Source organism: Saccharopolyspora sp. NPDC000995, from assembly GCF_053599315.1.
Genome location: NZ_JBSFLZ010000116.1, coordinates 1 through 22,752 on the forward strand (window position 1 = coordinate 1; position 22,752 = coordinate 22,752).

The following is a 22,752-nucleotide window of genomic DNA, read 5'->3' on the forward strand; positions in this document are numbered from 1 at the left end:
TTCTTCTTGTTGCCGAGGTATTCGACCCGGATACCGGTGCCTTCGCCAGCCGGGTTCGTTCTCGGCCATCGCGCTGGCTTTCGCTTGCTCACACGGGTGGAAGTGACCGGCCGTCACGGCGTTTGGGGGTCACGACCACGCCGCTGGTGCCGGTCGCGACCTTCGGCTCGGTGGCCTGGTCCGGTCGCTTCACCTTGCCGGGCTCGGCAATCAGCACCTCGTCGATCCCGCAGCCCAGCACGGCGCAGATGACGTCCAGGTCGTCGAGCTTGACGCTGGCCGGGTTGCCCGACCACAGCCCGGACATCTTCCCGGCGCTGATCACCAGGCCGTGCCCGGCGAGCTGGTGTTGCAGCTCACTGGCCTTCCAGATGCCGCGGTTGGCGGCGGCCAGCCGCAGGTTCCACCTCATGTCCTCAGTCCTTTCAGCCGCTGGGCGGCGCGCTCGTGGCCGGCGAGCCATGCGTCCTCGACATGCGTGCGATGAACATGAACATAATTCATAGTTGTGGCAACCCAGGCGTGACCGAGTGCCTGCTGAATGGCGATCAGATCCATCCCGCCCAGATACAACTGGCTCGCACAGAAATGGCGCAGGACATGCGGAGTGAGGCTGTCCGGCCACTCCGGTAGGTGCTTGGCCGCGGCCTCGGCCAAGCTTGCCGCAACGCCTCACTGCCCACCCGGGCAGCGGTGCCATCGGAGTTGCGGCGCTCCGAGCAGAACAGCGGCGCGCCCAGCCGTGTCGGGTCGTCGCCGAGATGGCACCACACGTCCTCCACGAACCATCGCAGCGTCCGGTCGGCACCGTTGATCAACGGGACCATGCGCTCGCGGGGCCCGGAGCCGCGGGCGCCTTTGCCATGCCGGACATGGAGTTTGCCGAACCGCCCTAGATCCCACTTGATGTCGGCCAGATCCAGGTGGCGAGTCTCGTTGACCCGCAGCCCCACCTCGGTCATCAGCCGTGCGGCGGCGTAGTTGCGAGCCACGGGGCCGAACTTGCGGCAGGTCGCCAGCTCCTCGCGCCACCCGGCGAACAACCGCGCGATCTGCTCGGCGGCTGGCGGGATACGCAACTTGGCCTTCTGCTGGCCCCGGGGCCGGTTGATCTCGTCGATCGGGCACTCGACGACCCGGCCTGTCAGGTTGTGGATCTCGATTTTGTGCCGCAGCTCCAGGAACTCAAAGTAGATCTTGAGCGCCTGCGCCCGAGCGAGTCTCGTGGGGATCGGCACCGGGCGAAGCACCGTGCCGAAATAGGCGTCCGCGGACGCGTCCCAGCCAGGCGCGGTTATCGGTGGTGTCCGGCATGTGCAGTGAGTGGCAGCCGTCGAAGGCCACCGTGCGTAGCCCGCGATAGCCCACGCCCGGCGTGCCGACCGAGGAGCGGAACCGCCAGGACCTCGAGCAAGGCGCGAAACGGCGTCGGCCCCGGCCGGGCCCGCAGATGCCGCAGCGTCGCCGCAGTAGGGCGCGTAGTCCGAGTGCCCCATGAGTGGACCAGCTTCTCCCACACCAGTGCCATCGCCAGGTGCGGGAACAAACTCAAGGCGAGCACAAAATACACGCCGCAGAGGAATGGCAGCAGGCGCAGTCGTTGCTGGAGCCGACCGGTCTCCGTCAGGACCGGATGGCGTCCCTCCTGAACGACGGTCTGGCTATCGGGCGGCCCAGGAACCTCCGGCGCCCTGGGGATCTCGACGCACGGTCATCGTCCCCAGGTCCTCGACGGTTGCGGCGTCAGCGTCCCCCTGGCCCATTACGTGACGTTCCGGGTGGGGAATTGGCTGACCGCCGACACTTGTACAGCCGTGCGCGCTTCCAGCCGCTCCTGCATCCCGGATCTCACCCAGCCATAAGGAGTGCCGGCAACGGCACGGCCCGGCCGGAACCCGAAGCCGACATCCCGCTGTTCGTCGCCTCCTGCGTGTTCACCAAGCAAGGCCGCGCGTTCGGTTGTCCGAAGGCCGCGAGTGCCACTTGACGTATGGATAAGCAACCGCGGAGAGCACAGACAGGTGCTCGGCAGGTGCGGTCAACCGCGCAGGCCCCCGGGGATGCCTCATCCGGCAGGACGCGCGCCGATGACTGAGCAGACCGTGGCGTCGCGATAACCGAGCCGGACCTGCTCGGGCAGGACGCGAACCGTGAAGTCCGCGGGGAGCGACGGTACCGAAAGCCCCGGGGCGTCACCGTAAGGCTCGAAGCCGCAGCGGCGCAGCCGGTTGATCCAGGTAGCGGCCACCTCGTGCCGCTCGAAACGCTGTGCGTCGGTGCGCGAGCCGACGACGTTCATGATCTCGCGGGCGAAGAACGTCTTCATGTGGTCCTTCTCCTGCCGGGTGGCAGGCGCGGCCTCAATGGCGCGAAGGATGGTGCCGAAGAACCGCCATGAGTTGAAGAACCGCTGCGGGAAGGACACCTCATGGTGGTCGGTGTCGAACTCGTTCAGCACCACCCCGCACGGGACCAGCATGCGTAACCGCTGGAAGAACTCGTCCCGGGCGTCGTGACCGGGACTCGGGTCCTGCATGTGGTGGAGCGCCAAAGAGGCGTTGACCACCAACGGGACGTCAATACGGGACAGGCTCATCCAGTCGTCATCGTCAAGTTCCTCAGCCACCTTCGCCACGGGGAGGAAGTCCAGATCGACACCGTGCTCGGCCGTGGCCTGCCGCAGGGTGCGCTCGGCTGTGGCCAGGCTTTCCCGGTCGGGGTCGACACCGATGACCGTGCAGTGACGCAATCCCGGGTTTCGGGCCGCGAGACCGTGCAGCAGCGCGCTCTCCTGGCGGCCGTGCCCAATGCCGACCGACATCAGGGCGAAGTCGTCCGCGGCGCCCACCTGCCCGGCGAGCAGCTCGTTGACGACCCGGCTCGTGTCCATGAACGGCAGGTAGGTGGTGAGCAGGTAGTACAGATCGATCTGCGGCTGGTCGTAGGCCTGTGTGTACAGGTTGGTCTCCGAGGGGCTGCCGTGCTCCTCGACACGGTTGACCAGTGCGGCACGGTAGAGCTCGTACGCCGCGTCCTGCGGCCGTACCTCGGGCCCGATCAGCTTCCGCAAGGTCTCCAGCGCGGGACGGGCCTGCGCGGGGCGGCCGGCGTGGATGTGGGCGACGGCGTCGCACAGCAGGGCGAACTTCTCCATGCCTGTCCGCGACAGGGGCTCCGCGCCTGTCCGCGACAGGGGCTCCGCGCCTGTCCGGGGCGGGGGTGCCGTGACCTCCGTCGCAGTGGTGCTGCCGCCGATGAGATGGTGTGCTGCGCTGGCCACAGTCGTCTCCTTAGGGAACTTCGACCACCTGGGCACACCAGGTGATCCCACTTGGTCACCGACTTTCGTACAAGTTCGGGAGCGAGGTCACGTGGAGTGCCCGTTAGGACACCGGAGAATGCACAGCTGGGCAACTGAGGAACATCGTGACTGCGCCGAGACACTCATCCGTCGGTTTTCGAGGCCAACTCGACCACTGCCAGATGCGCCGCTACGACGCCCGGCACCGGCACAGCACCCTCGCGAGAGTTCGACAAGGGCAGCCGGCGGTTCCGCATGACCTACCGCACCGCCGAACGACACCTCGGCCCGCGAGCAGCGCCTGGGACTTGCACGACCTACGCCATTCCCGGCTCACCCATGCCGGTGAGGACGGAGCCACAGAGGCCGACCTGATGAACCTCTCCGGCCACGAGGACCGCCGCACGCTTCAGCGGTACCTCAAGCTGTCCAAGGAAGGCACCCACCGACGGCCGGACGAGATCGACGCCCAACGCGGCACCTGGGCACCCAGCGCGGAGGAACTCGCCGCCCGCATGACCACGCACTGATCAGAATCAGTGCAGGTCATACTGGTAGGGCCGCGTATTCAACTGTGTCGCCAGTTCGCGGTGGGGATAGCTGTGTGTGATCACCAGGGGCGTATTGGGCCGCAGCGCGATCGCGGCGGTGTCGAGTTCCTTGATGGTGCGCAGCCGGTCACGCTCGGCCCGGTGCCCGGAGGTACGCACGAGGTCGCCCATCAGCAGGTCGAACACCTCGATCGCCTCGTCGGCGGCGACCGGGCCCATGGTTGCGGTGAACGCGACGAGTGTCGCCATCCTGCGGCCCTCGGACAACTCGGCAACAGCTTGGGCGCGGACGTCCGCGGCGGGGACGCCAGCCTTGCGGCAGAGCATCGGGATGACCGTGTTGTTGATGTAGGCGGTGGAGATCCGGCGGGCGCGGAACGCGAACAGCAGGTCCACCAGCTCGCCGGTGCGCCGGTCGGTGAACTGCGGCTGCGGTGGGCGGGAGGCCTGCCAGGCGTCGATGGCCTGGCCGAGGATCGGGTCGACGGGCTTGGTGAACGCGGTGCCCTCGACAAGACTGACGAGCCGCTGATCACGCACCTGTTTCGGCAGGGCGCGGAGTACCTCGACAGTGACGTCGTGTTCGGGACGAAAAAGGAACTGGTGGTGCCGTTCGTGGAGCACGATCCAGGTCCGACACCCGGCAGCGGACACAGTGACGTGCCGTTCCTCGTCGTGGAATACGACTTCGTGCTGCAGCCGGCCTGCCGGCAATCGGCAACGCCGAATGGGCAGGTTCGCCAAGCCTGACTTCAGCATCGCCGTAGCGCTTCAGAAATCCTTCAGTGCTGCTGACCTAGACGTTGTCCGTGGTCGGGCATGATCCGTGCTTGTGCTCGTACAGATGATCTACCTGCTCGCTACGCGGACCTTCGGGTGGCTCGCTCTACTATGTCGGGCTACCGCGGCGAAGCGCTGCGAACCAAAAGCGGTCCGCCGGCTCGTACCGGACCTGCCCGGTGATCTGGCGGCGAAGGACGGAGTTCTCGTGCCGGAGCACGAGCAGTTCGGCGTCCTTGGTGGTGTCACGGTGCAGCAACACTGCGGGGACGGACAGTAGTCGTCGGGTCTGTTGGTACAAAAATGACACGATCACTCGACTATGATCTCAACGGCCCATTTGGCCTCCTGACCAGGAGCGACGACTTTTCGAGCGGTACAGGGTGCTGAGGGACGATCGCGTGGTGTACCTGACATCTCGTTGACGACCAACCTCTGGTCTCGTACAGTCGCACTCGAGTAACATGTTAAACGTATATTGAACGGCGCCACTTGGTGCGGGCCTGGTTGACGACGAGAGGGTCTGGACAGATGACTGCTGGGAACAACGCCGCCGCTGCTACTGCAGTGTCCCTCACCACTGACATCGGCGAAGGCTTCGGGCTATGGGAGATCGCCGATGACGAGAGCTTGCTCGGTATTGTGACCAGCGCCAATGTGGCGTGCGGCTTCCATGCCGGCGACCCGAATATCATGCGGAAGACCTGTGCCATTGCTGCCCGTAACGGCGTGGCCGTGGGGGCACAGGTCAGCTATCGCGACTTTGCCGGGTTCGGCCGACGCTATGTTGCGGTCGAGCGAGAGACGCTGGTCAACGATCTGCTGTACCAGATGGGTGCACTACAAGCGTTCACTCGCGCGGCGGGTACGACGGTGTCGTACATCCGAGCCCACGGCGCGCTCTACAACGTCGCGGCCAAAGATATCGAACACGCGGCGGCCATCGTTGAGGCTACGCGGTTGTTCAATCCGGAGCTGCCACTGCTCTGCCAGGTTGGCACAGCCACCTGGAAGCTCGCGGAGCAGGCTGGCATTACCACTGTTGCCGAGGCTTTTGTCGACCGGGCATACACCTCTGAGGGTCTGCTGGTCCCGCGCACCCACCCGGAGGCGATGGTCACCGACCCGCAGGTGGCGGCCGAGCGCGCGGTGCGGATGGCGTTCGATGGCGAACTCACCTCGATCGACGGAGAAACCGTTCCAGTGGAGGCGAAGGCGCTGTTGGTGCATTCCGACACCAAGGGCGCTGTGGAGATCGCGCGGGCCACGCGTGAGGCGCTGATCACTGCCGGTGCTGACCTGATTCCATTGTCGTGAGGTACAGAGGTGCGTGTCCTGCGATGTGCTGATTCGGGGTTGCTCGTCGAACTTGACGATCTTGATGCCGTACTGGCGCTGCACGCGGCGTTGGTGGATGCTCCGCCAGAAGGAGTGACCGACCTGGTGCCGGCCGCCAGGACCCTGCTGCTGCGGTTGGACCCGGACAGCGCCGACATGGCTGCGGTCGAAGAAGCGGTGCGGACGGCGAAACCCGTGACCGGATCACGTCGCGACCGCGGCCTCCTCACGATACCTGTGGTTTACGACGGAGCGGACCTGGCAAATATCGCCGAACTCACCGATCTGAAGGTGTCTGAGGTCGTCGAAGCGCATACTGGATCGGAGTGGACGGTGGCTTTCGGAGGGTTCGCTCCTGGGTTCGGTTACCTCACAGGGGGCGACCACCGGTTACACGTACCACGCAAGCGCGAATCGAGAACACGCGTGCCGGCTGGTTCGGTGGCGCTGGCCGGCCCCTTCACCGGGGTCTATCCGCGTGAATCTCCCGGTGGGTGGCGCCTGCTCGGTAGGACCGACCTGGAGCTCTGGCGGATCGACCGGGACCCGCCGGCACTGCTGCGGCCGGGTGTCCGCGTGCGTTTCGAGAACGCAGGCGTGCAATGACCGTTACGCAGGAGCGTGGGGTCGGTCGATTGGAAGTGCTCAAACCGGGTCCGCTTGCGACGGTGCAGGATCTTGGCCGGCCTGGGCTGGCCGGAATCGGGGTCGGAACTTCCGGCGCTGCTGACAGGCGATCGTTCCGGTTGGCGAACCGGTTGGTCGGCAACTCTGAGCAGGCGGCTGGGATCGAGATCACGCTCGGACGACTGGCCGTGCGTGCACACAGCCAACTCACTGTTGCCCTGACCGGCGCTCCTTGTCCGATCACTGTGGACGGTCGGAGCGAGGCGATGAACTCGGTGTTGCGACTACGTTCTGGTGCGGTGTTGCGGCTGGGTATCGCGGAGCGGGGCTTGCGTAGTTACCTCGCCGTGCGCGGTGGCCTGAACGTGGAACCGGTGTTGGGCTCTCGGGCCACTGACGTGCTGGCTGGGATCGGCCCGCCACCGCTGCGCTCCGGCATGCTGCTGCCGGTCGGGCGCGCACCAAAGGAATTCCCAACGGTCGATATGGCGCCGGTGCCGCAACTGGCCGACGGTGAACTGATGCTGACCGTCACGCTTGGACCCCGGCAGGATTGGTTCGAGGACCGAGCCCTGGAGATCCTTCTGACCGAGGCGTTCGAGGTGACCGCGGACAGCAATCGGATCGGTATGCGACTGTCCGGGCCGCTCCTACCGCGTCGCCGTCAGGACGAGTTGCCGAGTGAGGGTACTGTGCTCGGCGCCATCCAGGCACCGCCCGACGGTCGGCCTACGTTGTTTCTGGCCGACCACCCGGTGACTGGAGGCTATCCGGTGATAGCCGTGGTGAGATCGGCGGATGTGGATCATGCGGCCCAAGCGCGACCGGGACAGCGGTTGCGCTTCCGACTCGCTGTGGGCGGTCTTGGGCGCCGGGCTGACGCAGCGACGAATCCTCTTGGGGATTGTTAAGGGGAGGAAGATCATTGGCCGCTTAATCCAATGTGGAGATAGGTCGGCAGGTGATCCTGGGCAGCTTGTTGGTTCGCCAGATCTGCGCACTGGACCGGCTCGCCGGATTCGGTCGCGTTCAACGATGTGCTCCGACCTGAGCTACTTCGTGTCGTTCGTCGTGGCGGGGGCGTCGTTCGCGGCGACCTCGCCACGAGTGGCGGTGGCAGTCGAACCGTCGCCTGACCGACTGGACTGGAGCGGGGCAACTGAGGAGCTCAGCAGACCGTCGGCGGACATGGTGGGCGGGGCCTGTCCGCTATGCCGAGCTGCGGTATGTTAGTCGTGTTATCGGCTGAACAATACCCTGGGGAGTTAACATGGGAACGGCCAGGAAGCCGCAGGGCTCGCCGGCCAAGCTTGACGGGCGCAAGACTCGCAGCAGCCGTGGCGAGTCGCTCGTCGAGCACGTCCGCAGATTGATCCTCGAGGACATCATCCAGCTACGGATGCAGCCGGGCACGATGTTGCAGCTCACCGAGCTGGCCGAGCGTTACGGGGTCTCCCGTACGCCGGTACGGGAGGCGCTCGGGTTGCTCGAGCGGCAGGGCCTGGTCGCCGCGATCGCGTACAAGGGTTATCTGGTCAAGGGCATTGAACCCGGCGATGTGCGTGACGTCTATCTCGTCCGCACGATCGTTGAAGGGGCGGCGACAGAACTCGCGGCCACTCGGATTTCCGCCGAGACGCTGGCACATCTACGCCAGGCGAGTCCAGCGCAGGTGGAGAAGATGAGCTTGGAGTACGACGATTACGCACACGATTTCCACGGCGCGATCGTCGCCGCCTCCGGGAGCCGGCGTCTGTTGTCGGTGTTCGAGGACGTCTACAACGACGTGCGCCGGATTCAGTACGCTGGGATCGGTAACCCTCGTCCCGATCTGATCCACAAGGAGCACACCGCTATAGTGGACGCGCTCGCCGAGGGCGATGCTGGCAAGGCCCGCCTACTGATGGAACAGCACATCGACGCGATCCGCGTCCGCGCTCTCGAGAGCTGGCTCGACGAGCGCTGACGCGGATCGCCGGATCAGCAGCCGGTTCCAGACCGCGGCACCACGATGGTGATCGCGTGCTGGCTGCGCCGTTTGCTCAGCCTGCCGAGCAACAATCCGGCGAGCAGACTCAGGACGGCCGGTGCGATGCGCTGCAGGACCGGGCGCCAGGCTGCCACACCGAGATCTAGCACCGCCTCGTCGTCGGCGGAGGTGACCGAGGCAGTGGTCGCCGCCTCGGTAGGGGTGGCGTCAGAGGTGGTGGACTTCTCGGTGGTAGCCGGTTGCTCCGGGGTCTCTTCCGGCGCCGCCGTGGGGCTGGAATGCCCGGCCTGAATCCGCTTGGACAACCGGTCGGCGAACTGGCCAACGATCGCGCCGCCGACCTCGGCGATCACGCCGCGGCCGAATTGAGCTGGTTTACCGGTGATGTCCAGATCCGTCAGCACCTTCACTTTCGTGCTCTGGCTGTCGAGTTCGGACAGCGTTGCGGTAACCGTTGCCGCGGCGGTCCCCGCGCCACGCTCCTCGCGCCCGTTAGCCTTCAGCACCGCGCGGAAGACCGACTCGTCCCGCTCGATGAACTCGGCTCTGCCTCGATAGTTGACCGTGATCGGTCCGACCTTCACCTTGACAAGGCCGGTGAAGCGGTCACCGTCGACATCCAGCAGCGTGGCGCCCGGCATGCACAGTGCCACCTGGCGCACGTCTAGGAGCGCCGCCCAGGCCTGAGTGCGGTTGACCGGTACGACGAACTCGTGTTCGAGTTGCATGGGAACCTTCCTGAGGTCAGAGAAACGAGGGTGCCGACCATTAACATATTAAATGAATTTCACCAGGTGCAAGCTGGTCAGATCAGGGTGCTCGCCGCGATCCGCCGTTGAGCCAGTGCTGGGTGGCACGAATGCGCACTTGGTCAATGTGTTCCTGCATGTGGTGGCCCGCGGCCGTCGCGTCGCCGCGCAACACCGCTTGCAGGATCAGTCGGTGCTCGACGGCTGTCTGGCGCGGTTGCGGATCGGCCAGTCCTGCGCCCTCCAGTCGGCTAGCGGCCCGGCTGGTGGCGTCCAACAGCGTCACCAGGCGGGCGGAGCTGCAGGACCGGACCAGTCGCAGATGTATCCCGTTGAGACAGAGCGGATCGTCGGCCCGCCCGTCGGCCAGCAGGCCACTGATTGCGCCCCCGTTGAGCCGGGCGGCGGCCTCCACGGCTGCGGCGCCCTCGAGCGCCCTGCGCAGTACGAACAGGTCGAGCACTTCGCGAGGCTCGACCGCAGGCAGCACGTATCCCTTGCGGGGCGCCGACACCACGATTCCTTCGTGTCCGAGGGCAAGCAGGGCCACGCGCACCGCGGTGAGCGATGCATCGTGACGGCGTGCCAGTTCACCGGGGTGGAATGCGGAGGACGTTGGCAGCCGCCCACTGCGGATGTCCTCCAGGATCCGCGCGGTCAGCGTCTGCACGGTCGGGAGTGCGGTCCTGTGCGAGCTTGGATCGCTGTTGGAACGCATCGTGGGACCATCTCTTTCCGCTTGCTGTGGAGGGCGTCGCCGATCGCGGCAAGCCCTTGTCAGTCAGGTAATCTCCTCCTAAGATCCAGGTAACATATCGTACTGACGCACTTGGAGTACGCGTGGAACTCGGTCTACAGGGCAAAGTCGCCGTCATCACCGCGGCGAGTCGAGGTCTCGGTCGAGCCTCTGCGCAAACTCTTGCGGCGGAAGGCATGCGGGTGCTGCTGGCGGCTCGGGATCAGGCCACGCTGGACAAGCTCGTGGCGGAGATCGAGGACGCCGGCGGTACCGCGCGAGCGATGGCCTGTGACATCGGCGATCCGGACTCTCCGGCACGGCTGGCGGAAATGGCCCTCAATACCTGGGGCCGGATCGACGCGCTGGTGGTAAGCACCCCGGGTCCGCCGTCGATGCGCTGCGAGGAGCTGACCGACGAGGTATGGCGGCAGGCCTTCGAGATGAACTGCGTGGTGCCCACCCGGCTGACCCAGGCGGTGCTGCCTGCGATGCGGGCCGGTGGTGGCGGACGCATCGTCTACATCGGCACCATCGGCGTGCGGACGGTGCAACCGGAGATGGTGCTCTCCAACGCTACCCGGCTGGCGTTGATGGGCTACGCCAAGACGCTGTCACTCGAGGTCGCCGCCGACAACATCCTGGTCAACACCGTGGCGCCTGGGCCCCTGGCGACCGAGCGGATGGATGAACTGGCCCGGCAAACCGCACAGCGGTTCGGCATTGACGAGGCCGAGGCGATGCAGCGCTGGGTCGACGAGGTGCCGCTGCGTCGGATGGGGCAGGCCGCGGATCTGGCGAACCTGGTTGCCCTACTGGTCTCCGACGCCTGCGGTTACACCACCGGCGCGGTGTTGCCTGTGGACGGTGGCAAGGCACACGCGTACTGACCGGCGCCCGGAACGCGCTGGCGTTCGGTTCAAGAAACGAGGATGGCATGGCAGACATGGTGACCGGTGGGCAGCTGCTGGTGGAGGCGTTGCGGGAACGGGGGATCGATCGGATCTTCTCGGTGTCCGGCGGGCCGATCAACGCGGTCTACGACGCTTGTGCGGCGGGCATGCCTCAACTGCACCATACGAGGCACGAGGCGGCTGCCGCGTTCATGGCAGAGGCCAGCTACCGCAGTAGGCACCAGGCGGGCGTCGCGGTGGTGACGCTCGGTCCGGGTGTCACCAACACGGTGACCCCCTGTGTGTCCGCGTTGCGGGCAGGGGTGCCGATGCTTGTCGTCGGTGGGCAGGCTGCGAGTGCGGTCGCCGACAAGGGCGCCGGTATGGCTACCGACACTCTGGCCACGATGCGGTCCGTGACCCGGTGGGCAGTCGCAGTCCGGCAGCCTGAGCGAATCCCTGAGTATATCGCCCAAGCGTGGCGCCAGATGCACGCGCCCACAGCGGGACCGGTGTACCTGGAAATCGGTGTGGACGTGCTGGACGCGGAGATCGACCGATCCGATGCCGACCGGTTGATCCGCCAACACGCGGCGGCTGGGTCGATCCAGCCGGCTCCCGTGCCGTCGGTGCCGGAGCTCGACGCCGCGCTGCAGGCGCTGGACACTTCGGCACGGAACCTGGTCTTGGTCGGCGACGACTGCTTTCACACCGCGGACCGGGCCGCAGTGGAACAGTTACTGTCCCGCTCGCGTGCGGCGTTCGCGCCGCTGCGGCTGGCCCGTGGGCTGCTTCCGGACGCCGACTCGCGTTGTATCGGCCCTGGCTACCTACCGTGCAACCCGGTGCTTGCGAGGGCCTTGCGCGAGGCCGAGGTGGTGCTGCTGCTAGGCCATGACTGGGAGTTCGACCTCGAGTTCGGTGCTGGAGTGGGTGCCGCGGCGACGGTCATCCAGGTCGACCCCAACACCGAGCGGCTGGGGCGAAACGGTCGCGTCGACATCCCGGTCGCGGCCGCCGCCGGTGGATTTCTCGCAGCGGTGGCGGCCAGGAGCGAACGTACGGCTGCGGTGGCGCCCGATGCCGAGTGGGTGCGGGGCCTGCACACCGAATGGACGGCCCACCGAGCCCGCACTGCTGAGAACGCCGTTGCCGGTCCCGGATTGCACCCCGTGACGTTGATCGAGGCGGTGGCAAGTGCCGCGCCGGACGGGACCACCTTCGTCACCTCGCACGGCAACATCGACTTCTGGGCCGACGAGACATTGATGATCGATGGCGCCGGCAGCTACCTGCGGTCGGGGCAGAGCGGAACGCTGGGCGCCGAAGTGCCCTACGGTGTTGCCGCCGCGCTGATCAACCAGGCGCCGACGATCGTGTTCGTCGGCGACGGCGGCATCGGTTACGCGGTCGCCGAACTCGACACTGCCGCCCGCTACGACGCGCCGGTCCTCATCGTGGTCGCTGACGACCAGCAGTGGGCGGCGATCGCATTGCCGCAGGCTCGGCAGTACGGCAGGACCGTCGAACTCGACCTGCCTGCGCGGGAATGGACTGCGGTCGCGACCGGCCTGGGTGCGCAGGCCCGCCGGGCCAGCACCGCAGAAGAGATCCGCGTCGCGGTGCGTGAGCTCATTGGTTCCGGCAGGCCGGGGCTGCTGCACGTGCCGATCCGTGCCGTGGAAAGCCCGTACATGCGGCACATCTCACGCTAGCGCTCACTGGCTCACATCATTACGCAGGAAGGACCACGTCATGCACATCTTCAGGGTTGAGCAGGCTCCGCGTGTGGAGCCTGCGGGCCATTACGGCGGCTTGGCGGTCAGCGACGCTGTGCCGATGGATGTCGGAGGCAATTTCGTGGCGCAGTTGTCGTACTGCCCGCCTGGAGGTGGCGGTGAGAGTCACCACCACACAGAAGAATCACAGCTTTTCCTGCTGATGAAGGGCGAACTCACTTTCGACACCGGCCCCGAGCAGTTCACCTTGCGCGAGGGGGAGGCGGTGCTGTTCCAGCCGTTCGAGCAGCACGCCACGCACAATCACAGCGACATCGAGTCGGTGTCCGTCGTGATCACGGTGAAGCAGCCGTGACGCCCCGGGTGGTGGCGGCTCCCACGAGGGTGAGCTGGCAGGTGCGGGACGCGCGTGGGTTCACCGGCCAACCGGTTGAGGCGACCCGTTCCTTCCACCGCCGGATTCCCGGTTATGCCGTTAGCCCGTTGGTGCGGGCGGAGTCGACCGCACGTGAGCTCGGACTGGGCGAGGTGTGGGTCAAGGACGAGTCCGACCGGCTCGGCCTGCCGTCTTTCAAGATTCTGGGTGCCTCCTGGGCCGCCTACCGCACCCTGCGGAACATCGGCGGCTTCGACGACAACGACTGGTCCGATATGGACGATCTGGCCAAGCTGGTCGGTAGCCGGACCCCGGTGCGCAGGCTGGCCGCGGCCACCGACGGCAATCACGGTCGGGCGGTCGCCTACATCGCCCGGCTGCTCGGGTTGGACTGCTCGATCTTCGTGCCGACCGGTACAGCCCAGGCGCGTATCGACGCCATCGCCGGCGAGGACGCCACGGTGGAGGTCGTCGACGGCGGTTACGGAGACGCGGTGGCGCGTTCGGCGCAGGAGGCGTCGGCGGAGTGCCTGATCGTCTCCGACACCTCGTGGCCCGGCTACCAGGACGTGCCCCAGGCGGTGATCGAGGGCTACTCCACGATCTTCGACGAGGTGGACGAACAGCTCGCCGCGGTCGGTGCCGAACCGCCGAGCCTGGTCTTGATCCAGGTCGGGGTCGGTGCGTTGGCGGCCGCCGCGGTGCGGCACTACCGCGGTAGCGAGCAGGGCCGCGCGGTCCGGATGGTTGTGGTCGAACCGCTTGCCGCCGCCTGCAACCTGGAGTCGATCAAAGCCAGCGAGATGGTGAGTATCCCCGGTCCGCACGATTCGATCATGGTGGGTCTCAACTGTGACACTCCCTCCATGGTGGCCTGGGCGGAGGTCTCCGGGGGCGTCGACGCCTTCGTGGCGGTTGAGGACGAGTCCGCCCGGGAAGCGATGCGTGCCCTGGCCAGGGCCGGCGTGGTCTCAGGGGAGACCGGGGCGGCCGGGTTGGCCGGCCTGCGCGAGATGTGTGTCGGGCAGGCCAAGGCCTGTGGCGACGAGTTGGACCTCGGCCTGGACACCTCCGCGCTGATCATTTCGACTGAGGGTGCCACCGACCCGGATGCCTACTCGCGAATCGTGCCCTTTGCCGTGCGGCAGGAAGGTGGCCAAAAATGACAGCGACGACCCTGCCCCATTTCCCGCTGATCATCGACGGTGAGCGGATCGCCGAGGGGTCTGGCGGCACCGCCGAGTCGTACGATCCCGCCACCGGTCGGCCCAGTGCGACGTTCGCGGTGGCCGGCGTCGAGGAGGCCGACGCGGCGGTGGCCGCCGCCCGGCGTAGCTTCGAGGCGGGTAGTTGGCGCAACCTGCGCCCCTACGAGCGAGGCCGGGTCATGCTCGGCATCGCCGACGGGCTCTCCCGCCGCCGCGACGAACTGGCCCGACTGCTCACTGTAGACAGTGGGAAGCCGTTGCGGGACGCCTACTGGGAGGTCGACTGCTCGGTCAGGTTTTTCGAGTTCTACGGCGGCTACTGCGACAAGCTGCAGGGCACGCAGGTGCCGTTGGGTCCGGGCTGGATGGACTGGACGATGCGGGAACCGATCGGCGTAAGTGTCCACATAGTCCCGTGGAACTACCCGCTTCAGGTGGCCGTGCGCGGGATCGCCCCGGCACTGGCGGCGGGATGCAGTGTGGTGGCCAAGCCGAGCATGGAGACGCCGGGTGCGCTGGATATCCTGGCGGACGTCGCCGAGGCTGCCGGTCTGCCCGCCGGGGTGCTGAACGTCGTCACCGGCCCCGGCTCCGCGGTGGGTGACCGGCTGGCCCGGCACCGCGACGTGGACCAGCTCACCTTCACCGGCTCGGTGCCGGCCGGGATCAAGGTGATGCAGGCGGCCGCGACCCACACAATCCCGACGACGATGGAGCTGGGTGGCAAGAGCCCCCAGCTCGTTTTCGCCGACGCCGACCTGGACCGCACGATTCCGGTGCTGATGGCCGGGATGTACACCAACGCCGGGCAGGTGTGCAACGCCGGTACCCGGTTGCTGGTGCACGCCTCGATACACGATGAGGTGGTGTCGCGGCTGCACGAGCGGATCCAGAACATGAAGCTGGGGCACGGCTTGGACGATCCGGACCTCGGCCCTGTCGTCAGCCGGGCGCAGCGCGACGACATCGAGCGTTACGTCGAGGTCGCCGAGTCGGAGGGCACCGTGCTGGTCGGTGCTCAGACACCGGCGGACGAGGCACTGCGCGAGGGCTACTTCGTGCAGCCGCGGCTGGTTACCGGGATCGGCAACGACGCGCGCATCGCCCAGGAAGAGGTGTTCGGCCCACTGTTCTCGGTAATCCCGTTCGAATCCACCGCAGACGCCGTGCGGATGGCCAACGACAGCGACTTCGGCCTGGTCGCAGGCGTGTTCACGACCGGTATCGACACCGCCATGAAATGCGCCGAGCAATTGCGGGCGGGCCAGGTCTGGATCAACTCCTTCGGAGTCGGCCTGGATGTGGAGTTCCCCTTCGGTGGGCACAAGCGTTCCGGTTTCGGCCGGGAGAAGGGCATCGAGGCGATGGCGGCCTACCTGCAGGTGAAGAACGTCTGCGTGGGGTACTAGATGCGACGGGTCATTGCGAGGCGGTACCGGTGAAGCCACCGCCCTTCGCCTACGAGCGGGCAACGGACATCGAGGCAGCCTTGGAGCTTCTTCGGGAGCACGGCGACGAGGCCAAATCCGTCGCCGGTGGGCAGAGCCTCATCCCATTGCTCAACCTCCGGATGGCGCGTCCCGCGATGCTGGTGGACATCAACGACCTGCTACTGGCCGGCGTGGACATCGACGGCGACACGGTGACGACCGGGGCCCTGGTCCGGCACCGCACCCTGTGCGACGACGGCCCGCTGCGACGAGCGAATCCCTTGCTCAGCGAGGCAGCTCGGTTCATCGGGCACGCCGCGATCCGCAACCGCGGCACGGTCGGCGGCAGCATCGCCCACGCGGACCCGTCGGCCGAGCTGGCGCTGGTCGCACTGGCCTGTGACGCCCAGGTGTTGTTGCGCTCGGCTGAGACTAGCCGCGCGGTGCCGGCCGCGGAGTTCTTCCAGGGCCCGTTCATGTCCGCCAAGGAACCCGAGGAGCTGGTGGTCGGCGTGCGCTGGCCGGCGATCAGCGGTTCCGGTTGGGGATTCGCCGAGATCGCCGAGCGTTCCGGTGATTTCGCCAGCGCCGCCGCCGCGGTGGTGCTGGACGGGACCGATGGCCGGCCCCGAGTCGCGGTCAGCGGGGTGCCCGGCTCCCCGGCCCGGCTGGCTGAGCTGGAAGAGGCGCTGGTCGATCCGGGTCTGGACGCGTCGGCGTTGCGGGAGGTGGCCCAGGCCGCCGCTACGCGGCGCCTGCCCGACGATGCGTACCGGCGGCGCCTGGTGACGGAGATGGTCGCGCGGGCCGGTGGGCAGGCCCTGGAGCGGAGTCGAGGAACAACATGAAGATCAGCCTGTCGGTGAATGGCAGCATGCGCGAGGTCGACGTCGAGCCCCGGCGCCTTCTCGCTGACGTGCTTCGTCAGGAACTCGGCCTCTACGGGGTGCACCTCGGATGTGAGCACGGAGTGTGCGGTGCGTGCACGGTGCTCATCGACGGCGAACCGGCACGGTCCTGTCTGATGCTCGCCGCGATGGCGGAGGGCCACGAGGTGACCACGGTGGAGGGGCTGGGCACACCCGAGAAGCCGCACCCGGTGCAGGCGGCCTTCGCCGAGGAACACGGGCTTCAATGTGGATTCTGCACGCCGGGTTTCGTGGTGACAGTCAGTGAGTTGGCGACGCGGTCGGCGGAGCTCAGCGACGACGAGCTGCGGGAGGAGCTCTCCGGCAACATCTGCCGGTGCACCGGGTACGTGAACATCGTGCGTGCGGCCCGGCGCGCGCAGTGCAGGTTGGAGGAGGAGCGAAGTGCTTGATCGTACGATGACCGCGACAGCTGAGGCACCGACCGACGCGGTCGTGGAGCAGGGGCCGCGCGGCCTCATCGGGGCCCGGGTACGCCGGCTGGAAGACATCCGGTACACCACCGGGACCGGCCGCTACCTGGACGACCTGGTCGTGTCAGGCATGCTGCATCTGAGGTTCGTCCGCAGCCACATCGCGCACGGTCGGCTGACCGGCGTCCGGCTGAGCGACTGGGAACCCACGCCAGAGGGCACGATCCTGGTGACCGGCGTCGAGGTCGGCGACCTCGCGGTGGCGGCGGACGTCCCCGTCGAGTCGTGGCAATGCTCGGCGCAACCGCCACTGGCCATTGACAGGGTCCGTTTCGTCGGTGAGCCGGTCGCGGCCGTGCTGCATCCCGATCCCTACGTCGTCGAGGACGCCGCCGAACTGGTGGAGACAGATATCGACGAGCTGCCTCCGGTGCTGGATCTGGCCGAGGCGCTGGAGGGCCGGACCGGACCGATGCACGAGGGCTGGTCGAACAATCTGTTCGTCAAACGACGGCGTACGTTCGGCGATCTGGACGCGGCGCGGTCGCGGTCGAGCCTGGTGGTGCGCCGGGTATTCCGCAACAACCGGCAGGCGGGTGTACCGCTGGAGAACCGGGGCTGCCTGGCCGTTCCCGACGCGAGCGGTGCCGGGGTGACGCTGTGGTCGTCCACCCAGATGCCGCACATGGTGCGCACGGTGGTGGCGCAGCGGCTGGGCCTGTCGGAAAGCGCTGTACGGGTGGTCGCCCCCGATGTCGGCGGTGGCTTCGGGGTCAAGGGGCATGTGTTCCCCGACGAGGTGCTGGTGTGCTGGCTGGCCCTGCGCTTCGGGCGGGCGGTGAAGTGGGTGGAAGACCGCAGTGAGCACCTGTTGGCCAGCATTCACGCGCGCGACCACGTGCACCTGGTCGAGGCCCACGTTGACGACTCCGGCCGGGTGCACGGGATGCGGCTGCAGGCCATCGTCGATGCCGGTGCGTACTCGGTGTACCCGTGGACGGCCGGCAGTGACTCCGGAATGGTCGGCAAGGTCTTCCCCGGTCCCTACGACTTCCAGGACTACGAGGTCGAGGACATCGCGGTGGCCACCAACAAGGCGCCGCTGGGAACCTACCGGGGCGTCGGGCGCCCCTCGGCGGTGTTCACCATGGAACGGATGATGGACGAGATCGCCGGCGAACTCGGCCTGGATCCGGTCGACGTGCGCCGCCGCAACGTGATCACCGAGTTCCCGTACACCACCGCGACCGGATTGGTGTACGACCCCGGCTCCTATTCCGAGTCTCTGGAGCTGGTGGCCGCCGCGCTGCCGGCGGGCGAAGCCGGTCAGGACGGTTCAGACGGCGACCTCGCGATCGGGCGCGGGTTCGCGCTGTACAACGAGCAGACCGCGCACGGGGCGCTCGACTTCAAGCTGCGTGAGACGCCGATCGAATCCGGCTACCAGTCCACCACCCTCAGGGTCGGTACCGACGGCAGCGTGCTGGTGTTCACTGGCATGCAGTCGCACGGGCAGGGCTTGGAGACGACGCTGGCGCAGGTCACGGCCACCGAGCTCGGGGTGCCACTGGAGCAGGTTCGGGTGGTGCACGGCGACACCGCGAACAGTCCGTACGCGATGGGTACCTGGGGCAGCCGGGGTGCGGCGCTGGGAGGGGCCTCCGCCGGACGCGCGGCCCGGATCGTCCGGGAGAAGGTCCTCGCCATCGCCGCTCACCTGCTCGAATGCGACGCCGCAGACTTGGAACTCGTCGATGGCGTGGTGCGGGTCGTGGGCAACCCGGCCACCAGTCTGCCGATCGGCAAGATCGCTTACACCGCGATCCGCGAAATTCACGACCTGCCGCCGGGCATCGAACCGGGCCTGGAAGCCACCGTGTATCTGGATGGTCCGCCGCGCGGGACGTTCTCCAATGCCTGCCACGGTGCGCAGGTCGAGGTGGACCGGCGCACCGGCAAGGTCTGGATCCGGCGGTATGTGGTCGCCGAGGATTGCGGCACGATGATCAACCCTATGGTGGTGGACGGCCAGGTACACGGCGGGGTGGCCCAGGGGATCGGCTCCGCACTGCTGGAGGAAGTGGTGTACAGCTCGGACGGGCAGCCGTTGACCAGCACCTTCATGGACTACCTGATGCCGACGGCGACCGATGTGCCGGCCATCGAGGTCACCCACCTGAGCACGCCGTCGCCGTGGACAGAGCACGGGATGAAGGGGATGGGTGAGGCCGGAGCGATCGGCCCCATGGCCGCGATCGCCAATGCCGTCGCCGACGCGCTCAAGCTGCCGGTCTGGCAGACGCCGCTGCGGATGGAGCGGGTCGCCGAACTGCTCGATGGCGCCACGCCGGACGGGTGGTGGCAGCGCTGGAGCACCATCCCCGAACTGTCCTCGTTCTGGCAGCCATGATCGCTGTCGCACTGCTCGCCTGCGAGGTCAGATCGGGCCAGCGGTATTCGACGCAGGTTGTCAAAAATCTGATTCAAGCCTCTGCGAAATGAAAATGTATATATTAGCTGCTTCAGGGCAACAATTCGATACGTAGAAGAAAACGCATTACTCGCCTGTGGTCGACAAGGCCGCACATTGAAGGAAGCGGAGTGGCAATGGCGCCTCAATCTGCAACAGCTGAGACGAAGAAGAGTCTCCTTCGGGTGATTATCGCCGGTTTCACAGGCACCACCATTGAATGGTATGATTTCGTCGCTTTTGGAACGATCTCCGTCTTGGTTTTTGATAAGATATTCTTCCCAGCGGCGACTCCTTTGGTCTCGCTGTTGGCTGCGCTCGCAACCTTCGCCGTTGGCTTTATTGCCCGGCCTATCGGCGGTATTTTTTTCGGTTACCTCGGCGATCGTGTGGGGCGTCGGACCGTGCTGTTCGTTACTATGATGATCATGGGGGTGAGCACGCTACTAATTGGCCTACTTCCGACATATCAGTCCATCGGGGTTGCAGCTCCTGTTCTACTAGTGGTCCTCCGCTTGATTCAGGGTTTCTCTCTAGGGGGCGAGTGGGGTGGTGTAGCGACCATGTTGATCGAGCACGCGCCTCGCCATCAACGAGCCAAGGTGGGAAGCTGGGCCCAGGTCGGTGGCGTATTTGGTCCGATGCTAGGCACCTTGTCGGTGACTGTCGTCACGCTGTCAATGTCGCATGAGCAGCTCCTCGCTGGCGGATGGCGTCTCCCTTTCTTGTTCAGCGTCGTGCTCATCGTGGTCTCGATTTACGTGCGCCGGAAAATTGAAGAGAGTCCTTCATTTGTCCAGTTGCGACTTGAGGGGAAGACTGCCAAAGCGCCGGTTCGGGATTCGATTAAGAGTCACCGAAAGCAAATCTTCGCGGTTTTCGCCATGGCCAGTGGTAACACAATGCTGTTCTACACCTGCATCACGTTTTCCATTGCGTTCTTGACCAAGCAAATTGGCATGGAGAGCAACGAAACACTAATCGCAAATCTGGCATTCCTGGGAAGTGCTTCCATATCGGTGCTGGCTATCGGGCCCATGGGTGATCGTATCGGGCGTCGCCCTATCTTGATGGGTGGTGCGATCGCCGCGATGATTATGGCCTTCCCGCTGTTCTGGCTTTATTCTACCGGCAACATGGCCGTCATCCTGCCCGCGGCTGTGATAATGGGGATAATCGAGGGTGGGCTTCTCTATAGCGTGCAGCCAGCATATTTTGGCGAGTTGTTCCCAACGAAGTTGCGACTGGCTGGACTGAACTTGGGGTACCAGTCGGCGACCTTGGCCACTGGCGCCACAGCTCCGATCCTGGGCGTGCTCATGCTCGACTGGGCCAATGGCGATCCATGGATTTTCTGTGTATATCTCATCTGCATCCAAGCGTTGGCCGTTGTCGGGACACTGGTGGCCGGGGAGACTCTCAATCGTGACAGCAGCGAGCACGAAATCAAAAAATCCGCAGAAGTAGTCGGTATGGAATAGTAGAGCCTTATTCACGAGCGTTACCAGCCGAGTCGGTAGAATTCGAGTGCCGTGATGATGCGTATGATGGTGGGGAGTTCGGCGAGGCGTCCTCGATAGCCGGTGGAGAGTATCTTCCAGTTCTTTACGTGGGCGATGCATCGCTCGACGGCGGATCGTATTGAGGAGATGATCTTGTTGTTTTCTTTGTCGCTTGCGGAGAGTTCGCCGCCCTTGGGTTTCTTGCGTGGAGTGATCAAATGAGTTCCCTGGTATGCGGGGTCCGCAATAGTCGGGGTGTCCGCGAGAAGATCTTCCCAGCCGCACTCGGTGAACGCTTTGCGATCATGCATGGAGCCATGCATGGGCGCGGATATTCCCAACAAGCCGGCATCCATATCTGCCGCGACCTGGATGTTGAGCCCTGCACGGCGGCGCTTGCCGGAGTAGTTGTCCTTGTGGCCCGCACGGTTGCCGGTTGGGACATCAGTACCGTCGACTAGGACGAGCTGGCCGCGAAGGGCTTCCTTGAGGTCTGGAACATGAAGACACAACGCCACTCCGATCAGCGGTAGTATGCCTCGGTAGACCCTCGATAGGGTCGGCTGGCTTACTCCGAACAAATCGCCCACGGCTGCCTGGTTCAAGTCCTGCCGGACATATACCAGGGTGAGAACGACCGCGCAGTAAAGCCCTATAGTCGGAGGCTATACGTTTTCTTTACGACACTGGATGATCTGCCGAATCCGGGAAAAAAGCTCCTCGATCTGGTCAGCAGCAAGCCCCGTAGTAGACGGGTAACGCAACGGCCCCACCTGTAAGTCGTGTTCTTTCGTCGGAAAACGATCTTACCCGGCTGGGGCCGTTGCTCTATTTTGAGGTGATCAAGCCGTCAGAATAACGCTCGTAGTAGGACTTTGTGACTTGCTGTCGACTGCGCCTAAGTATTGGCTATGGAATGAGTGTCATGTGCAGAGCGGATATGGCATTGGAAGTAGGCCGAATGCGACGCATCCGTACATTTTGTCGTTGGAGTTCCTTGACGCAGATGACGTTTTCTGCGACCAATGCCACTTACTAATACTCCAGCCGGTGCGCCCAGTGATCAGGAGGTGATCGTCCAGCGGTCATGACTTGATCGGAAGCTCGTCGTCGCTTGCCGGTGTGAGTCCGGTCCGGGTAACTACAAGGAGGCCCGGCAGCAGGCTGGCGGCTTGGTCTGGAAATGGGTCGGGTCGAAGCCCAGCGTCGAAAGCCCCGTTGGGGGAAGCAACTGAGCGGTCCGTAGCAGATAGCGAAGCCTGCCGCGTCGTTAGACATTGAGGGAGAGCCGAGCCGTGCGGCTCACGGTGAAGGCCATGGAAGCGGTGAAGATCCTGGAAGGGCAGCCGCGAGGGACTCCTCGGCGTAAGAGGGCGCGGAACGTTCAGATAGTGGCGACGGGAACTGGGGAGGCCCTCCCCGGCCGAAGCGTCCTGCGAGTGGCGTGGACAAGCTCGTCCTATAACCGGTGTGGAGCCGGGAAGTGGATCGGGTGCCGGGAGGGAGTCGGAGGCGGTCATAATACCGATCGAGCCGTGCGGACAACATAACCGCCGGTGAGGGAAGGGCCGCTGCTTCGTTTGTGCGTCGTGTTCGGAAGGAGGGGTCCGGTGAGTGCCGATCAGGCTACTGATCTTGAATTATCAGGGTTCATGGTGGGGCTAGGCCGGTGCTGGCGAGGAATCCGTCGATGAGGTCGGGCTTGTATTGCATGCGTTTG

General features: G+C 65.6%; 24 protein-coding genes. 15 read left to right on the forward strand and 9 right to left on the reverse strand.

Going from position 1 to position 22,752, the window contains the following annotated elements; all coding sequences use genetic code 11:
• Window positions 1–88: 88 nt before the first annotated feature.
• The 5 genes from ACWDKQ_RS28355 to ACWDKQ_RS28375 all read right to left on the reverse strand — a co-directional run bounded on the left by ACWDKQ_RS28355 (window position 89) and on the right by ACWDKQ_RS28375 (window position 3,280).
• Window positions 89–412, reverse strand: a complete 324-nt coding sequence (locus tag ACWDKQ_RS28355) for a helix-turn-helix domain-containing protein (RefSeq protein ID WP_450141827.1) — start codon at window positions 410–412, stop codon at window positions 89–91.
• Window positions 409–657 carry a tyrosine-type recombinase/integrase gene (locus ACWDKQ_RS28360; protein ID WP_450141828.1) on the reverse strand — a complete coding sequence of 83 codons (249 nt, stop codon included), beginning with the start codon at window positions 655–657 and terminating at the stop codon, window positions 409–411. Before ACWDKQ_RS28360 ends, ACWDKQ_RS28355 begins: the two co-directional genes overlap by 4 nt.
• Window positions 549–1,238 (reverse strand): hypothetical protein, encoded by a 690-nt coding sequence (locus tag ACWDKQ_RS28365; RefSeq protein WP_450141829.1) that lies wholly within the window; start codon window positions 1,236–1,238, stop codon window positions 549–551. Before ACWDKQ_RS28365 ends, ACWDKQ_RS28360 begins: the two co-directional genes overlap by 109 nt.
• Before the next feature lie 56 nt (window positions 1,239–1,294).
• Window positions 1,295–1,699 carry a transposase domain-containing protein gene (locus ACWDKQ_RS28370; protein WP_450141848.1) on the reverse strand — a complete coding sequence of 135 codons (405 nt, stop codon included), beginning with the start codon at window positions 1,697–1,699 and terminating at the stop codon, window positions 1,295–1,297.
• A gap of 366 nt (window positions 1,700–2,065) precedes the next feature.
• Entirely contained in the window at window positions 2,066–3,280 is a 1,215-nt protein-coding gene (locus tag ACWDKQ_RS28375; protein WP_450141830.1) for a GRAS family protein, read from the reverse strand.
• Window positions 3,281–3,609: 329 nt separating this feature from the next.
• Here ACWDKQ_RS28375 and ACWDKQ_RS28380 point away from each other — a divergent pair, with 329 nt between their 5' ends.
• On the forward strand, window positions 3,610–3,831 hold the full coding sequence (locus ACWDKQ_RS28380; protein ID WP_450141831.1) for a hypothetical protein: 222 nt from the start codon (window positions 3,610–3,612) through the stop codon (window positions 3,829–3,831).
• Between the two features lie 6 nt (window positions 3,832–3,837).
• Here ACWDKQ_RS28380 and ACWDKQ_RS28385 read toward each other — a convergent pair whose 3' ends face one another.
• Window positions 3,838–4,476, reverse strand: coding sequence for a hypothetical protein (locus ACWDKQ_RS28385; RefSeq protein ID WP_450141832.1), 639 nt, complete (start codon window positions 4,474–4,476; stop codon window positions 3,838–3,840).
• Between the two features lie 202 nt (window positions 4,477–4,678).
• Between ACWDKQ_RS28385 and ACWDKQ_RS28390 the strand changes: the two genes are divergently transcribed.
• The 5 genes from ACWDKQ_RS28390 to ACWDKQ_RS28410 all read left to right on the forward strand — a co-directional run bounded on the left by ACWDKQ_RS28390 (window position 4,679) and on the right by ACWDKQ_RS28410 (window position 8,563).
• A complete protein-coding gene (locus ACWDKQ_RS28390) occupies window positions 4,679–4,912 on the forward strand; it encodes a hypothetical protein (RefSeq protein ID WP_450141833.1) in 234 nt (77 codons plus the stop codon).
• Window positions 4,913–5,163: 251 nt separating this feature from the next.
• The gene (locus tag ACWDKQ_RS28395) at window positions 5,164–5,949 is read left to right on the forward strand and encodes a LamB/YcsF family protein (protein WP_450141834.1); all 786 of its coding nucleotides are present in this window, start codon (window positions 5,164–5,166) and stop codon (window positions 5,947–5,949) included.
• Window positions 5,950–5,958: 9 nt separating this feature from the next.
• Complete coding sequence (locus ACWDKQ_RS28400) at window positions 5,959–6,576, forward strand: 5-oxoprolinase subunit B family protein (RefSeq protein WP_450141835.1); 618 nt, start codon at window positions 5,959–5,961, stop codon at window positions 6,574–6,576.
• A complete protein-coding gene (locus tag ACWDKQ_RS28405; protein ID WP_450141836.1) occupies window positions 6,573–7,508 on the forward strand; it encodes a 5-oxoprolinase subunit C family protein in 936 nt (311 codons plus the stop codon). Before ACWDKQ_RS28400 ends, ACWDKQ_RS28405 begins: the two co-directional genes overlap by 4 nt.
• Before the next feature lie 359 nt (window positions 7,509–7,867).
• A complete protein-coding gene (locus ACWDKQ_RS28410) occupies window positions 7,868–8,563 on the forward strand; it encodes a GntR family transcriptional regulator (RefSeq protein ID WP_450141837.1) in 696 nt (231 codons plus the stop codon).
• 14 nt (window positions 8,564–8,577) lie between these two features.
• Here ACWDKQ_RS28410 and ACWDKQ_RS28415 read toward each other — a convergent pair whose 3' ends face one another.
• Together ACWDKQ_RS28415 and ACWDKQ_RS28420 are read right to left on the reverse strand one after the other, a co-directional pair.
• Window positions 8,578–9,315 carry an SRPBCC family protein gene (locus tag ACWDKQ_RS28415; RefSeq protein WP_450141838.1) on the reverse strand — a complete coding sequence of 246 codons (738 nt, stop codon included), beginning with the start codon at window positions 9,313–9,315 and terminating at the stop codon, window positions 8,578–8,580.
• Between the two features lie 82 nt (window positions 9,316–9,397).
• The gene (locus ACWDKQ_RS28420) at window positions 9,398–10,054 is read right to left on the reverse strand and encodes a GntR family transcriptional regulator (RefSeq protein WP_450141839.1); all 657 of its coding nucleotides are present in this window, start codon (window positions 10,052–10,054) and stop codon (window positions 9,398–9,400) included.
• Between the two features lie 122 nt (window positions 10,055–10,176).
• Between ACWDKQ_RS28420 and ACWDKQ_RS28425 the strand changes: the two genes are divergently transcribed.
• The 9 genes from ACWDKQ_RS28425 (at window position 10,177) to ACWDKQ_RS28465 (ending at window position 21,011) form a co-directional block, all read left to right on the forward strand.
• Window positions 10,177–10,962: an SDR family oxidoreductase gene (locus tag ACWDKQ_RS28425; RefSeq protein ID WP_450141840.1), complete on the forward strand. Its 786-nt coding sequence runs from the start codon at window positions 10,177–10,179 to the stop codon at window positions 10,960–10,962.
• A gap of 47 nt (window positions 10,963–11,009) precedes the next feature.
• Window positions 11,010–12,680, forward strand: a complete 1,671-nt coding sequence (locus tag ACWDKQ_RS28430; protein ID WP_450141841.1) for a thiamine pyrophosphate-binding protein — start codon at window positions 11,010–11,012, stop codon at window positions 12,678–12,680.
• A 40-nt stretch (window positions 12,681–12,720) separates the two neighbouring features.
• Complete coding sequence (locus tag ACWDKQ_RS28435; RefSeq protein WP_450141842.1) at window positions 12,721–13,059, forward strand: cupin domain-containing protein; 339 nt, start codon at window positions 12,721–12,723, stop codon at window positions 13,057–13,059.
• On the forward strand, window positions 13,056–14,246 hold the full coding sequence (locus ACWDKQ_RS28440) for a diaminopropionate ammonia-lyase (RefSeq protein WP_450141843.1): 1,191 nt from the start codon (window positions 13,056–13,058) through the stop codon (window positions 14,244–14,246). The genes ACWDKQ_RS28435 and ACWDKQ_RS28440 overlap by 4 nt, the downstream gene beginning before the upstream one ends.
• Window positions 14,243–15,697, forward strand: a complete 1,455-nt coding sequence (locus ACWDKQ_RS28445) for an aldehyde dehydrogenase family protein (RefSeq protein ID WP_450141844.1) — start codon at window positions 14,243–14,245, stop codon at window positions 15,695–15,697. Before ACWDKQ_RS28440 ends, ACWDKQ_RS28445 begins: the two co-directional genes overlap by 4 nt.
• Before the next feature lie 29 nt (window positions 15,698–15,726).
• Entirely contained in the window at window positions 15,727–16,566 is an 840-nt protein-coding gene (locus ACWDKQ_RS28450) for an FAD binding domain-containing protein (RefSeq protein WP_450141845.1), read from the forward strand.
• Entirely contained in the window at window positions 16,563–17,039 is a 477-nt protein-coding gene (locus ACWDKQ_RS28455) for a (2Fe-2S)-binding protein (protein ID WP_450141846.1), read from the forward strand. Before ACWDKQ_RS28450 ends, ACWDKQ_RS28455 begins: the two co-directional genes overlap by 4 nt.
• Window positions 17,032–19,470: a xanthine dehydrogenase family protein molybdopterin-binding subunit gene (locus ACWDKQ_RS28460; protein ID WP_450141847.1), complete on the forward strand. Its 2,439-nt coding sequence runs from the start codon at window positions 17,032–17,034 to the stop codon at window positions 19,468–19,470. Before ACWDKQ_RS28455 ends, ACWDKQ_RS28460 begins: the two co-directional genes overlap by 8 nt.
• 197 nt (window positions 19,471–19,667) lie before the next feature.
• Entirely contained in the window at window positions 19,668–21,011 is a 1,344-nt protein-coding gene (locus tag ACWDKQ_RS28465) for an MFS transporter (protein ID WP_450141849.1), read from the forward strand.
• 20 nt (window positions 21,012–21,031) lie between these two features.
• On the opposite strand, the gene ACWDKQ_RS28470 is transcribed toward ACWDKQ_RS28465, so the two are convergent.
• Entirely contained in the window at window positions 21,032–21,688 is a 657-nt protein-coding gene (locus ACWDKQ_RS28470) for a transposase family protein (protein WP_450141850.1), read from the reverse strand.
• Between the last annotated feature and the right edge of the window lie 1,064 nt (window positions 21,689–22,752).